An 11,968-nucleotide genomic window follows, 5' to 3' on the forward strand; every position below is an offset into this window, starting at 1 on the left:
GGCGCCGGAGCTGGGCTATGAACGAACACGGGCATCATCACGACGCGGGCGGACATTCCGGATGCGGGTGTTCCGCCAAGACGGAAGCGGCCAGGGTGGCAACGTCCAAGCCGGCGGCGTCCTCCTGCTGCGGCGGGCAAAGCGGCCACGCTCATCATCACGCGCACGACGCTGGCGAGGGCGCCACGAAGGTCAAAGATCCCGTCTGCGGCATGAGCGTCGACCCCGCGACCTCGAAGCACCAGCTCACCCATCACGGCGAGACCTTCCATTTCTGCTCGGCCGGCTGCCGCACCAAGTTCGCGGCTGATCCCGCCAAATATCTCGCCAAGGAAAAGGCACCCGAACCCGAGATGCCCGCGGGCACGATCTACACCTGCCCGATGCACCCCGAGATCCGCCAGGTCGGTCCCGGCAGCTGCCCGATCTGCGGCATGGCGCTGGAGCCGGAGGTCGCAAGCCTGGAGACCGGGCCCAATCCCGAGCTCGCCGACATGACACGGCGGTTCTGGATCGGCGGCGTGCTGTCGCTGCCGGCGGTGGTGCTGGAGATGGGCGGCCATCTCGCCGGTCCGCACAATTGGATCGACCCGACGCTGTCGAACTGGATCCAGCTCGCCTTCGCCACGCCGGTGGTGCTGTGGGCCGGTTGGCCGTTCTTCGTCCGCGGCTGGCAATCGCTGCTGACGCGCAACCTCAACATGTTCACGCTGATCGCGATGGGCACGGGCGTTGCCTATGTCTACAGCGTCCTCGGCACCGTCACGCCGCAGATCTTTCCCGCCACGTTCCGCGCCCATGGAGGTGCGGTCGCAGTCTATTTCGAAGCCGCCGCCGTCATCACCGTGCTGGTGCTGCTCGGCCAGGTGCTGGAGCTGCGTGCACGTGACGCCACCTCGGGCGCGATCAAGGCGCTGCTGCAGCTGGCGCCGAAGACCGCGCGCCGCGTCGACGCCGATGGCAGCGAGCACGAGGTCGAGATCGATACGCTTCATGCCGGCGACCGCTTGCGCGTTCGGCCCGGCGAGAAGGTGCCGGTCGACGGCATCATCCTCGAGGGACGCTCCTCGCTCGACGAATCCCTGGTGACAGGCGAATCCATGCCCGTCACCAAGGAAGCCGGTGCAAAGGTCATTGCCGGCACGCTGAACCAGTCGGGCAGCTTCGTGATGCGCGCCGACAAGGTCGGCCGCGAGACGCTGCTGTCGCAAATCGTGCAGATGGTCGCGGACGCACAGCGCTCGCGTGCGCCGATCCAGCGCCTGGCCGATCAGGTCGCCGGCTGGTTCGTGCCAGCCGTGATCGTCGTCGCGCTGGCGGCCTTCGCCGCCTGGGCCTGGTTCGGGCCGGAGCCGCGGCTCGCCTTCGGTCTCGTCGCCGCCGTCAGCGTGCTGATCATCGCCTGCCCCTGTGCGCTGGGCCTGGCGACGCCGATGTCGATCATGGTCGGCGTCGGCCGCGGTGCACAAGGCGGCGTGCTGATCAAGAACGCCGAGGCGCTGGAGCGGATGGAGAAGATCGACACGCTGGTGGTCGACAAGACCGGCACGCTGACCGAGGGCAAGCCCAAGGTGGTCGCGATCGTGCCGGCAGCCGGCTTTGCGGAAAACGACATCCTGCGGCTTGCGGCCAGCGTCGAGCGCGCCAGCGAGCATCCCTTGGCTGACGCGATCATGCGTGCAGCGAAGGAGAAGCAGCTTGCGCTCGGCCAGGTCGAGCACTTCGACTCGCCGACCGGCAAGGGCGCCACCGGCAAGGTCGACGGCAAGGCCATCGTGCTCGGCAACGCCAGATATCTCGCCTCGATCGGAATCGACACCAATGCGCTCGACGCCGAGGCCGAACGGCTGCGCCAGGACGGAGCCACCGTGATCAACATGGCCGTCGACGGCCGGCTTGCCGGCCTGTTCGCGATCGCCGATCCGGTCAAGGCCTCGACCCCGGAGGCATTGAAAGAGCTGGCTGCCGAAGGCATCAAGGTGATCATGCTGACCGGCGACAACCGCACCACGGCCGAGGCGGTGGCACGCCGGCTCGGCATCGCCGATGTCGAGGCCGAGGTGCTGCCGGATCAGAAGAGCGCGGTGGTGAGCAAGCTGCAAAAGGCCGGCCGCATCGTCGCGATGGCCGGCGACGGCGTCAACGACGCGCCGGCGCTGGCCGCCGCCGAAGTCGGCATCGCCATGGGCACCGGCACGGATGTCGCGATGGAGAGCGCGGGCGTGACCCTGCTCAAGGGCGATCTCGTCGGCATCGTCCGCGCCCGAAAGCTGTCGCAGGCGACCATGAGCAACATCCGCCAGAATCTGTTCTTCGCCTTCATCTACAATGCCGCCGGCATTCCGATCGCGGCCGGTATCCTTTACCCGACCTTCGGCCTGCTGCTCTCGCCGATCATCGCCGCGGCGGCGATGGCGCTGTCCTCGGTCAGCGTGGTCGGCAATGCGCTGCGCTTGCGCGCAACGCAGCTGTAGGGTTACCTGCGCAGCCCGGATGGAGCACAAGCGAAATCCGGGGGCCTGGTCACATATTCGCGCCGTCCCGGATTGCGCTTCGCTCCATCCGGGCTACGGTTGACAAGAGGCAGACAGGACGCGCGGAGAAGATCCGATGCAGCGGATAACGATCACGATCGAGGACGATTTGTTGGCGGAGATCGACGCGGCGGCGGCAGCGCGCGGCTATCAGAACCGCTCCGAGATCATCCGCGACCTCGCGCGCGCCGGCCTGCAGCAGAGCACCGAGGACACCGCGCAGACCGGTCAATGCGTCGCCGGTCTCGTCTATGTCTACGACCACGCCGCCCGCGACCTGTCGAAACGACTGGTGCAGGAATTCCACGGCCACCACGACCTCGCGCTGGCGACCCTGCACGTCCATCTCGACGACAACAATTGCATGGAGATGACGGCCCTGAAGGGGTCGGCGGATGAGGTCAAGCATTTCGCCGACCACATCATCGCCGAACGCGGCGTCCGCTACGGCCGCGTGGTGATGATCCCGACCGGCGATGGGAAGCCGGCGAAAGCGCGCAAGCACGGTCATCGGCATGATTAGGTTAGACTAGCCGCGCTGCACTTTCCCCTCTCCCCTTGTGGGAGAGGGTGGCTCGCCGCGTAGCGGCGAGACGGGTGAGGGGTATTTCTCCACGCGCTCGATCGAAGTTGAATGCGCGGAAAGAGACCCCTCATCCGGCGCTTCGCGCCACCTTCTCCCACAAGGGGAGAAGGGAAGACGACCACCCCTCCCTTGCCGAAGCCGCATTGGGTGTCTACCTCTCGCAGGTCGTTTCGTGAAAGGATCCCCCATGCTGGATGCCGCCATCAAGGCGTTGTCGCAAATGATCTCGCCGCCGATGCGCTCGATCCTGTGGCGATCGATCGGGCTGGCGCTGGTGCTGATCATCGTGCTGGCGATTGGCCTGCAGCGGCTGCTCAGCTGGTTCGCAACCTCCGGGGCGGTCTGGCTGGAGGAATTGCTCGGACCCGGCTGGCATTCGTCCATCGAAATCCTCTCCTGGATCGTTTCGATCGCAGCGGGCCTCGGCGTCGTGTTCGGCGGCATCTTCCTGATGCCCGCGATCACCTCGCTGGTGGCGAGCCTGTTCGTCGACGACGTCGCCGACATCGTCGAGCGCGAGCATTACCCCGCCGAGCAACCGGGCGTCGCGCTGCCCATCAGCCAGGCCATGCTCGAGGGCATCAAGACCGCGCTACTGACGATTTTGATCTACCTCGCCGCGCTGCCGCTGGTGCTGTTCGCCGGCGCCGGCTTTCTGATCTTCTTCCTCGCCACGGCCTGGCTCCTGGGCCGCGAATATTTCGAGCTCGCGGCAATGCGCTTCCGCCCGCCGGAGGAAGCCAAGGCGATGCGGCGCGACAATGCCGCGACCATCTTCACCGCCGGCCTGTTCATCGCCGCCTTCGTCTCGATCCCGATCGTCAATCTGGCGACGCCGATCTTCGCGATGGCCTTCATGGTCCACATGCACAAGCGGCTGTCGGGCCCGCGGCCGGAGCTGATCGCGCCGGCGCGGCAGATGCGGTGACGGCGCCGCCGCTCAGACCGTCTTCTCCGGCCAGCGACAGAGATCGTTGATCAGGCAGACCTCGCAGCGCGGCTTGCGCGCGAGGCAGGTATATCGGCCGTGCAAAATCAGCCAATGATGGGCATGCAGCATGAACGCGGCCGGGATCACCTTTTCCAGACCAAGCTCGACCTCCAGCGGCGTCTTGCCGGGCGCCAGCCCCGTGCGGTTGCCGACGCGGAAGACATGCGTATCGACCGCCATGGTGTGCTCGCCGAAGGCCATGTTGAGCACGACGTTGGCGGTCTTGCGGCCGGCGCCGGGCAGCGACTCGATCCCGGCGCGCGTTCTCGGCACCTCGCCGCCGAACTCGCTGAGCAGCTTTGCCGACAACGCGATCACGTTCCTCGCCTTGGTGCGGTAGAGGCCAATGGTCTTGATGTAGTCGCGCAAGCGCTCCTCGCCGAGGTCGAGCATCTTCTGCGGGGTGTCGGCGACCTCGAACAGAGCGCGCGTGGCCTTGTTGACGCCGGCATCGGTCGCCTGCGCGGACAGCACCACGGCGACCAGCAGCGTGAATGGATTGACGTGCTCGAGCTCCCCTTTCGGCTCCGGGTTGGCGTTGCGGAAGCGGCTGAAGGCGTCGTAGACCTCGGCCGGCGTCCAGGGTCTTGAGGAATTGGGCCTTGAGGAATTGGGCTTGGCGGCCTTGAGCGGCTTTTTCGCCGGAGCCGATGTCTTGACGGGCTTGGTCTTGACGGGCTTGGGCTTCGCTACGACGGCCTTTGCCTTGTTCGGCACGGGCGCTTTGCGCGGCGCTGGCTTGCGGGTGATTTTCGCCATGATCGGGATATACTGACGGACCATGAGCGCAGGCAACGAAATTGAGCACAGCGATCCCGATCCGCGCGAGGTGCAGATCTTCTCTGCGCTGCTGACGCCGCACCGCTCGCTGAACCGCACCGGCTTCCTCGCCGTGATGCTGTTCCTGAGCGTGGTCAGCTTCGCCACCGGCCTTGCCTTCCTGATGAAGGGGGCCTGGCCGGTGCTCGGCTTCTTCGGCCTCGACGTGCTCGTGGTGTGGTGGGCCTTCAAGGCCAATTTCCGCACCGCGCGCGCCCGCGAGGAGATCACGGTCACCACCTCCGAACTGCGCGTGAAGCGCATCAGCCATCGCGGCCAGGTCGCCGAATGGACGTTCAATCCGCTCTGGGTCCGGATCGATCTGGAGGTCGACGAGGACTTCGGCATCGAGCATCTCTATCTGATCTCGCGCGGCCGCCAGATCCAGATCGCGAGGTTTCTGGGACCAGAGGAAAGAGCAAGTTTTTACAAAGGCTTGATTGAAGCGCTCAATGCCGCCAAGCGCGGGCCGACCTACAATCCGATCACCTGATGTCGCATCGGAAATCGGGTGGTTTCCCACCCGCCCCTCTCCTACATTTCCGGCCATGATGACACTCGCCATACATGACCAGCGCCTGACCAAGCCAGGCCCCCAGCACGCCGCGTTGCGCGACTACGATTCGGTGCGCCGGGCGATCGCTTTCATCTCGGAAAACTGGCGCGCCCAGCCGACCATCGAGGCGATGGCCGATGCGGCCGGCGTCACACCGGATGAGCTGCACCATCTGTTCCGCCGCTGGGCCTCGATCACGCCAAAGGCCTTCATGCAGGCGCTGACGCTCGACCACGCCAAGGGCCTGCTGCGCGACTCCGCCAGCATTCTCGACGCCGCGCTGGATTCCGGCCTGTCGGGCCCGGGCCGGCTGCACGATCTCTTCGTCACGCACGAAGCGATGTCGCCGGGCGAATGGAAGAACGGCGGCGCCGGCCTCACCTTGCGCTACGGCTTTCATCCCTCCCCGTTCGGCACCGCGATCGTGATTGCGACCGATCGCGGCTTGTCGGGGCTTGCCTTCGCCGACCACGGCGAGGAAAAGATCGCGCTCGCCGACATGACGCGGCGCTGGCCGAACGCCACCTATGTCGAAGACCACGAGGGCACGGCGCCGCTCGCCGCCCGCATCTTCGACACCAGGCTGTGGCGGCCGGACCAGCCGCTGCGCGTGGTGATGATCGGCACCGACTTCGAGGTGCGGGTGTGGGAGACGCTGCTGAAAATCCCGATGGGCCGGGCGGTGTCTTATTCCGACATCGCCTGCAACATCAACAGCCCGAAGGCCTCGCGCGCCGTCGGTGCGGCGGTCGGCAAGAACCCGGTCTCATTCGTCGTGCCCTGCCACCGCGCGCTCGGCAAGAGCGGCACCCTCACCGGCTATCATTGGGGCATCACCCGCAAGCAGGCGATGCTGGGCTGGGAAGCCGGGCAGCTGGGGCTGCAGTGATCATCGCCCCGGCGAAGGTCCTGTAGGGTGGGCAAAGGCGCTCTTGCGCCGTGCCCACCATCTCTCTCGGTCGAAGAGTGCGTAGGCACGCTGCGCTTTGCCCCCGCTACGGCAGCGTGCTCGCGACGAAAGCTAACCCGCCAGATCCAGCTTCGAGGCCACGGTCGAATCCGCGTTGAGGCGGTAGATGATCGGCACGCCGGTGGCGAGCTCGCGCTTTAAAATGCCTTCGGGCGAGAGCTTCTCCAGCACCATGATCAGCGCGCGCAGCGAGTTGCCATGGGCGGCGACCAGCGTGCGCTTGCCGTTGAGGACGCCGGGCAGGATCTCCTGCACGTAATACGGCAGCGCGCGCGCCAGCGTGTCCTTCAGGCTTTCGCCGCCGGGCGGCGGCACGTCGTAGGAGCGGCGCCAGATCAGCACCTGCTCCTCGCCCCATTTCTTGCGGGCGTCGTCCTTGTTGAGGCCGGAGAGATCGCCGTAATCGCGCTCGTTCAGCGCGAGGTTCTTCGAGGTCGGCAAACCGGTCTGGCCGAGCTCACTAAGGATGATGTCGAGCGTGTGTTGCGCGCGCGTGAGCACCGAGGTGAAGGCCACGTCGAACACGAGGCCCTGTGCCTTCAGCTTGCGGCCGGCTTCCGTGGCTTCCTTCACGCCGAGTTCGGTGAGATCGGGATCCTTCCAGCCGGTGAACAGGTTCTTCAGATTCCATTCGCTCTGGCCGTGGCGCACGAGCACGAGAAGACGTTCGCTCATTGACTGCTTTTTCCGTGTTGTTCAGATGTCGGACAGGCCGAGCACGTCGGCCATGGAGTAGTGCCCCGGCGCCTTGCCATGCGCCCATAGCGCCGCCTTGAGCGCGCCGTGGGCGAACAGCATGCGGTCCTCGGCCTGATGCGACAGCGTCAGGCGCTCGAAGGACCCAAGGAAGGTGACGCTGTGATCGCCGGCGACGGTGCCGCCGCGCAAGGAGGCGAAACCGATATTGCCCGGCCTGCGCGCGCCGGTGATGCCGTCGCGGCCACGCTCGGAATGGTCGTCGAGGCTGACGCCGCGGCCGCTGGCTGCGGCCTGGCCCAACATCAGCGCGGTGCCAGAGGGGGCATCGACCTTCATGCGGTGATGGGTTTCGACGATCTCGATGTCAAAACTCTGGTCGAGCGCCTTGGCGACGCGCTTGACCACGGCGGCCAGCAGGTTGACGCCGAGGCTCATATTGCCCGACTGCACCACCACGGCGCGGTTGGTGACGCTCTTGATCACGGCGTTGTCGGACATCGACAGCCCGGTGGTGCCGACGACATGGACGATTCCCCGCTCGGCGGCGATCGCGACATTGGCGATGGTCGCGGCCGGCACGGTAAAATCGAGGATCCCGTCGGCCTCCTTCGACATCGCCCAGAGATCGGCCGAGAGCTTGATGTCGTTGGCCGGCAGGCCGGCGAGCACGCCGGAATCCTTGCCGAGCAGCTCCGAGCCGGGGGCCTCCAGCGCGCCGGCCAGCACCGCGCCTTTGCTCTCGGAAATCGCCCGCACCAGCGCGCGGCCCATCCGGCCGCCGGCCCCAGCAACAATCAAGCGCATGTCCGACATGGTGTGATCCTCTTCGCCGCACTTGTAGCGGGGGGAGGCAGTTCCGGCAACCGAGTGGGTCAGGCAGGTCGCCTGCGGCCATCCTTCGAGACGCCCGCCTCTGGCGGGCCCTCAGGATGAGGTCTCGTTTCGCGGCGAGATATCAGACCCTCCTGGTGAGAAGCCCGCGTAAGCGGGCGTCTCGAACCATGCAGGCCCCGAGGGCGCCTCAGCCGTCCTGCGGCTGCGGGCCGTCATAGCCTTCGATGATGATGAGATCGGCGACCGAGTGCGGCTGGCGTACCTTGATGTTGGCCTGGTATTCCGGCGAGTTGTAGCAGGCGAGCGCGGTCTCGTAGTCCGGGAATTCGATCACGACATTGCGGGTGCGGCTGGCGCCTTCGACGGTAATGAACTTGCCGGCGCGGACGACGAAGCGGCCGCCCCATTTCTTGAAGATCGGACCGTTGGCGACTGCGTAGGGCTTGTAGCCCTCATCGCTGCTCACATCGACGCGCCCGATCCAGTAGCCCTTTGCCATTGGTTCTTCTCCCTGTGTTGTTGGGGTCATTCTATTTGAGCATGATCTGATCGGAAAACCGCTTCACACTTTGCGCTAACGCGGCCCTTCGGGTTCGGATCATGCGCCGAGCGCCTGCGCAATCTCGGCCTGGATGGCGTCCGCGACGGCCCTGGGATCAGCGGCTTCCACGATCGGACGACCGACGACGAGGTAATCGGCGCCGGCGGCGATCGCGCGGCCCGGCGTCATGATGCGCTTCTGGTCGCCGCTCGCCGAACCTGCCGGCCGGATGCCCGGCGTGACGAGGTGCATCTGGTGGCCGACGATCTTGCGCAACGCACCAGCCTCCTCCGGCGAGGACACCAGGCCGTCGATGCCGAGTACTTGCGCCTGCTGCGCGCGGGCCTCGACCAGCTCGGAGACCCCGAGCCGATAACCGGCCGCATGCAGGTCGTCCTCGTTGTAGGAGGTCAGCACCGTGACCGCGAGAATCTTCAGGCTCGAATTGCCGCGGCCTTCGACCGCGCCCTTCATGGTCTGCGGGTAGGCGTGCACGGTCAGGAAGGTGGCGCCAAGCCTGCTGATGCTCTCGACCCCCTGTTTCACAGTGTTGCCGATGTCGTGCAGCTTGAGATCGAGAAAGACCTTCTTGCCTTTGTCGGCAAGCTTGCCGACCAGCGGCAATCCGCCGGCATAAGCGAGCCGATAGCCGATCTTGTAGAAGGTGACGCTGTCGCCGAGACGGTCGATGATGGCCTGCGCGGCATCGACGCTGGGCAGATCGAGCGCGACGATCAGGCGGTCCTTCGGGGCGATCTCGGCTGGCGTCATGTCACCTCACATCATGCGTTGGGAAATGTCGATCAATTGCGCGACCAGCTCCTTCAACGCGGCGATATCGCCCTCGTTCTTGAGCCTGTCCATATCGTCATAGGCCTGATCGGCAAAGGCGAGCGTGAGCTGGCTGGCGATCACATTGGCATGGCAGGAGGTTAGAATCAGCCTGAGCGCCTGCAATGCGCGCGCCGCACCGAGCCGGCTCTGCGAAGCGCCGGCGAGCGCGAAGGCGCGGTTGCGGAACACCTCACCCCGCGCCTCGTGCAGCTCGTGCACGCGGCTGACCCAGTCGATCGCGTTCTTGAGCAGGGGCGGCACCGAGGCGTTGTATTCGGGCGTGACGAACAGCACGCCGTGATGCGCGCCGATCATGCGCTTGAGGTTGATCGCGTGCTTGGGCACGCCGGATTTGGCCTGGAGATCGCCGTCGTAGATCGGCAGCGGAAAATCGGCGAGCGAGATGCGGGTGACGTCGACGCCGGCCCGAGCGAATTCATAGGCGATGACCGCCGCCAGCTTCGCATTGTGCGAGCCGGTGCGCAGCGAGCCGGGAATGATCAGGATCCTGGGTGCGGACATCCGCTTCCATACGTTCGGCGAAACCAGCCCGCCGCGCAGAGAAGGAAGCCGGCGGAATTAGTCCTTGCGATACACCCAGACGCGGGCCGGCGGAAGGTTCATCCAGATCCGTTCCGAAGCCTCTGTGGACACGCCGGGAAGCGATTTCGGGATCGGCGGGACCACCGCATAGGTGAACTGGATGAACGGCGCGCCGGGCGCCAGCGCGGTGAAGGCATCGCGGATCAGCCGCAGCCGCGTCAGCATCGGTTTTGTCACGAGCGGCAGGCCGGAGACGACAGCGGAGGCCGGGGCGCTCAGCACGTTCCAGAGCGTGTCACGCAGGCGGTAGGCATCGCCCTGCACCACCTTGGCCTGCGGATAGCGGTCGCGCAGCAGTGCGCAGAAGCCGGGATTATATTCGACGAGAACGAGCCGCTTCTGGTCGATACCGCGCTCGATCAGGGCGGAGGTGATGGCGCCGGTGCCGGGCCCGAGCTCGACCACGGGCGCATCCGAATCGACATCGACGTAATGGGCCATGGTCCGGGCCAGCAGCTTGCCCGACGGCATGACTGCGCCCATGTGCAGCGGCTTTTCGATCCATGATCTGAGAAAGCGCACCTCGTCATCGAGACGAGGCTTCTTCAACGCACGCGCGGACGATGGCAATGGCATGTCTGGACCGGACGGGACCGCGGGACCGCGGCGTGTCAGAAAATGGTCATAAAGACGTATAGGCCGAAGGCGGTACGGTCAAGCCAAGTCAACCCGCCCGACTGCCGAAGAAATCCTTGACCTTGGCGAAGAAGCCCTCGGATTCCGGCTGAGTGTTACCGGACGACAGCTTTTCGAACTCGGCCAGCAATTCCTGCTGCTTCTTGGTGAGGTTCTGCGGCGTCTCGACCACGACCTGAACGTACATGTCGCCCATCTGGCGCGAGCGCAGCACCGGCATGCCTTTTGATGCAATGCGGAATCGGCGGTTGGACTGGGTCCCCGCCGGCACCTTCACCTTGGCCTTGGCCTTGTCGATGGTCGGCACCTCGAATTCGCCGCCGAGGGCGGCCGTCACCATCGAGATCGGCACACGGCAATGCAGATCGGCGCCGTCGCGCTGGAAGAACTGGTGCTGGGCCAGCGACAGGAAGATGTAGAGGTCGCCGGGCGGGCCGCCGCGGACCCCGGCCTCGCCTTCGCCGGCAAGCCTGATCCTGGTGCCATCCTCGACGCCCTGGGGGATGTTGACCGACAAGGTGCGTTCGCGGGTGACGCGTCCCTGGCCCGAGCAGGACGGACAGGCATCCTCGATCATCTGGCCGCGGCCCTGGCAGCCCGGACAGGTCCGCTCCAGCGTGAAGAAGCCCTGCGACTGCCGCACGCGGCCCGCGCCGCCACAGGTCGAGCAGGTCTTCGGCTTGGTGCCGGCCTTGGCGCCGATGCCGGAGCAGGCCTCGCAGGTGACCGAGACCGGAATCTCGATCTGCGCGGTCTTGCCGCCAAAGGCTTCCTCGAGCGTGATTTCCATGTTGTAGCGCAGGTCGGCGCCGCGCTCGCGGCCGCCGCGGCCGCGCTGCCCGGCCATGCCGAACAGGTCTTCGAAAATATCGGAGAAAGAGGAAGCGAAGCCCGCGCCGAACCCGGCGCCGCCGCCGCCCTGCTCGAAAGCGGCATGGCCGTAGCGGTCATAGGCGGCGCGCTTGTCCTTGTCCTTCAGGACCTCGTAGGCCTCGTTGATTTCCTTGAACTTGATCTCGCTGGTGTCGTCCCCGGGATTGCGGTCGGGGTGAAACTTCATCGCCAGCTTGCGGAACGACGATTTCAGCTTGGATTCGTCGGCGTCACGCTCGACTTCGAGAGTCTCGTAATAGCAGCGCTTCGTGGACGTGGACATGATGAGCTCGGTCTATCCAATCGCGAATCAAGTCGGAGCGAAACGATGCCGCTGCGCGACGACATAAGCGCCCTTCCGCCTCGCGGCGGAAGCCGGCACGGCGGCGTTCAGCATAACGGCTGGGAATTGATCGATCGTTGCGGGTCTCGGTCCCGCAGAGCCCGACACCGTGGCCTCCCCCGCGAGGGAGGAGGCCGTTGGTGCGCGTG

Annotated in this window: 13 protein-coding genes; 5 read left to right on the forward strand and 8 right to left on the reverse strand. The window is 65.9% G+C overall.

The window, feature by feature from the left end:
• Positions 1 to 17: 17 nt before the first annotated feature.
• The 3 genes from DCM79_RS05980 (at position 18) to DCM79_RS05990 (ending at position 4,048) form a co-directional block, all read left to right on the forward strand.
• Positions 18 to 2,474 (forward strand): heavy metal translocating P-type ATPase, encoded by a 2,457-nt coding sequence (locus tag DCM79_RS05980; RefSeq protein WP_257179072.1) that lies wholly within the window; start codon positions 18 to 20, stop codon positions 2,472 to 2,474.
• 136 nt (positions 2,475 to 2,610) lie between these two features.
• Positions 2,611 to 3,057: a nickel-responsive transcriptional regulator NikR gene (gene nikR / locus DCM79_RS05985; RefSeq protein WP_257179073.1), complete on the forward strand. Its 447-nt coding sequence runs from the start codon at positions 2,611 to 2,613 to the stop codon at positions 3,055 to 3,057.
• 250 nt (positions 3,058 to 3,307) lie between these two features.
• Positions 3,308 to 4,048 (forward strand): sulfate transporter family protein, encoded by a 741-nt coding sequence (locus tag DCM79_RS05990; protein ID WP_028133557.1) that lies wholly within the window; start codon positions 3,308 to 3,310, stop codon positions 4,046 to 4,048.
• Positions 4,049 to 4,060: 12 nt separating this feature from the next.
• Here the strand turns inward: DCM79_RS05990 and nth are convergent, their stop codons facing one another.
• Positions 4,061 to 4,870: an endonuclease III gene (nth, locus tag DCM79_RS05995; protein WP_257179074.1), complete on the reverse strand. Its 810-nt coding sequence runs from the start codon at positions 4,868 to 4,870 to the stop codon at positions 4,061 to 4,063.
• A gap of 22 nt (positions 4,871 to 4,892) precedes the next feature.
• Here nth and DCM79_RS06000 point away from each other — a divergent pair, with 22 nt between their 5' ends.
• Together DCM79_RS06000 and DCM79_RS06005 are read left to right on the forward strand one after the other, a co-directional pair.
• Positions 4,893 to 5,423 carry a DUF2244 domain-containing protein gene (locus DCM79_RS06000; RefSeq protein WP_257179075.1) on the forward strand — a complete coding sequence of 177 codons (531 nt, stop codon included), beginning with the start codon at positions 4,893 to 4,895 and terminating at the stop codon, positions 5,421 to 5,423.
• Positions 5,424 to 5,478: 55 nt separating this feature from the next.
• Positions 5,479 to 6,375, forward strand: a complete 897-nt coding sequence (locus tag DCM79_RS06005) for a bifunctional helix-turn-helix domain-containing protein/methylated-DNA--[protein]-cysteine S-methyltransferase (RefSeq protein WP_257179076.1) — start codon at positions 5,479 to 5,481, stop codon at positions 6,373 to 6,375.
• 132 nt (positions 6,376 to 6,507) lie between these two features.
• Here the strand turns inward: DCM79_RS06005 and DCM79_RS06010 are convergent, their stop codons facing one another.
• The 7 genes from DCM79_RS06010 to dnaJ form a co-directional block, all read right to left on the reverse strand.
• Positions 6,508 to 7,131, reverse strand: a complete 624-nt coding sequence (locus DCM79_RS06010) for a 2,3-bisphosphoglycerate-dependent phosphoglycerate mutase (protein ID WP_257179077.1) — start codon at positions 7,129 to 7,131, stop codon at positions 6,508 to 6,510.
• Positions 7,132 to 7,152: 21 nt separating this feature from the next.
• Positions 7,153 to 7,968, reverse strand: a complete 816-nt coding sequence (gene dapB, locus DCM79_RS06015) for a 4-hydroxy-tetrahydrodipicolinate reductase (RefSeq protein ID WP_257179078.1) — start codon at positions 7,966 to 7,968, stop codon at positions 7,153 to 7,155.
• A gap of 208 nt (positions 7,969 to 8,176) precedes the next feature.
• Positions 8,177 to 8,488, reverse strand: a complete 312-nt coding sequence (locus DCM79_RS06020; RefSeq protein WP_257179079.1) for a DUF1330 domain-containing protein — start codon at positions 8,486 to 8,488, stop codon at positions 8,177 to 8,179.
• 99 nt (positions 8,489 to 8,587) lie between these two features.
• A complete protein-coding gene (gene pyrF, locus DCM79_RS06025) occupies positions 8,588 to 9,301 on the reverse strand; it encodes an orotidine-5'-phosphate decarboxylase (protein ID WP_257179080.1) in 714 nt (237 codons plus the stop codon).
• Positions 9,302 to 9,307: 6 nt separating this feature from the next.
• Positions 9,308 to 9,886: an NADPH-dependent FMN reductase gene (locus DCM79_RS06030; protein WP_257179081.1), complete on the reverse strand. Its 579-nt coding sequence runs from the start codon at positions 9,884 to 9,886 to the stop codon at positions 9,308 to 9,310.
• A gap of 57 nt (positions 9,887 to 9,943) precedes the next feature.
• Positions 9,944 to 10,543 carry a class I SAM-dependent methyltransferase gene (locus DCM79_RS06035; protein ID WP_035712128.1) on the reverse strand — a complete coding sequence of 200 codons (600 nt, stop codon included), beginning with the start codon at positions 10,541 to 10,543 and terminating at the stop codon, positions 9,944 to 9,946.
• An 88-nt stretch (positions 10,544 to 10,631) separates the two neighbouring features.
• A complete protein-coding gene (gene dnaJ / locus DCM79_RS06040) occupies positions 10,632 to 11,759 on the reverse strand; it encodes a molecular chaperone DnaJ (RefSeq protein ID WP_028133547.1) in 1,128 nt (375 codons plus the stop codon).
• Between the last annotated feature and the right edge of the window lie 209 nt (positions 11,760 to 11,968).

This window comes from Bradyrhizobium sp. WBOS07 (genome assembly GCF_024585165.1).
Lineage (GTDB): Bacteria > Pseudomonadota > Alphaproteobacteria > Rhizobiales > Xanthobacteraceae > Bradyrhizobium > Bradyrhizobium japonicum_B.

What these genes read in the sequence shown, in the direction of transcription:
- DCM79_RS05980 (WP_257179072.1), top strand. Translation starts at nt 18, where the DNA reads ATGAACGAACACGGGCATCATCACGACGCGGGCGGACATTCCGGATGC.
- nikR (WP_257179073.1), top strand. Translation starts at nt 2,611, where the DNA reads ATGCAGCGGATAACGATCACGATCGAGGACGATTTGTTGGCGGAGATC.
- DCM79_RS05990 (WP_028133557.1), top strand. Translation starts at nt 3,308, where the DNA reads ATGCTGGATGCCGCCATCAAGGCGTTGTCGCAAATGATCTCGCCGCCG.
- nth (WP_257179074.1), bottom strand. Translation starts at nt 4,870, where the DNA reads ATGGCGAAAATCACCCGCAAGCCAGCGCCGCGCAAAGCGCCCGTGCCG.
- DCM79_RS06000 (WP_257179075.1), top strand. Translation starts at nt 4,893, where the DNA reads ATGAGCGCAGGCAACGAAATTGAGCACAGCGATCCCGATCCGCGCGAG.
- DCM79_RS06005 (WP_257179076.1), top strand. Translation starts at nt 5,479, where the DNA reads ATGATGACACTCGCCATACATGACCAGCGCCTGACCAAGCCAGGCCCC.
- DCM79_RS06010 (WP_257179077.1), bottom strand. Translation starts at nt 7,131, where the DNA reads ATGAGCGAACGTCTTCTCGTGCTCGTGCGCCACGGCCAGAGCGAATGG.
- dapB (WP_257179078.1), bottom strand. Translation starts at nt 7,968, where the DNA reads ATGTCGGACATGCGCTTGATTGTTGCTGGGGCCGGCGGCCGGATGGGC.
- DCM79_RS06020 (WP_257179079.1), bottom strand. Translation starts at nt 8,488, where the DNA reads ATGGCAAAGGGCTACTGGATCGGGCGCGTCGATGTGAGCAGCGATGAG.
- pyrF (WP_257179080.1), bottom strand. Translation starts at nt 9,301, where the DNA reads ATGACGCCAGCCGAGATCGCCCCGAAGGACCGCCTGATCGTCGCGCTC.
- DCM79_RS06030 (WP_257179081.1), bottom strand. Translation starts at nt 9,886, where the DNA reads ATGTCCGCACCCAGGATCCTGATCATTCCCGGCTCGCTGCGCACCGGC.
- DCM79_RS06035 (WP_035712128.1), bottom strand. Translation starts at nt 10,543, where the DNA reads ATGCCATTGCCATCGTCCGCGCGTGCGTTGAAGAAGCCTCGTCTCGAT.
- dnaJ (WP_028133547.1), bottom strand. Translation starts at nt 11,759, where the DNA reads ATGTCCACGTCCACGAAGCGCTGCTATTACGAGACTCTCGAAGTCGAG.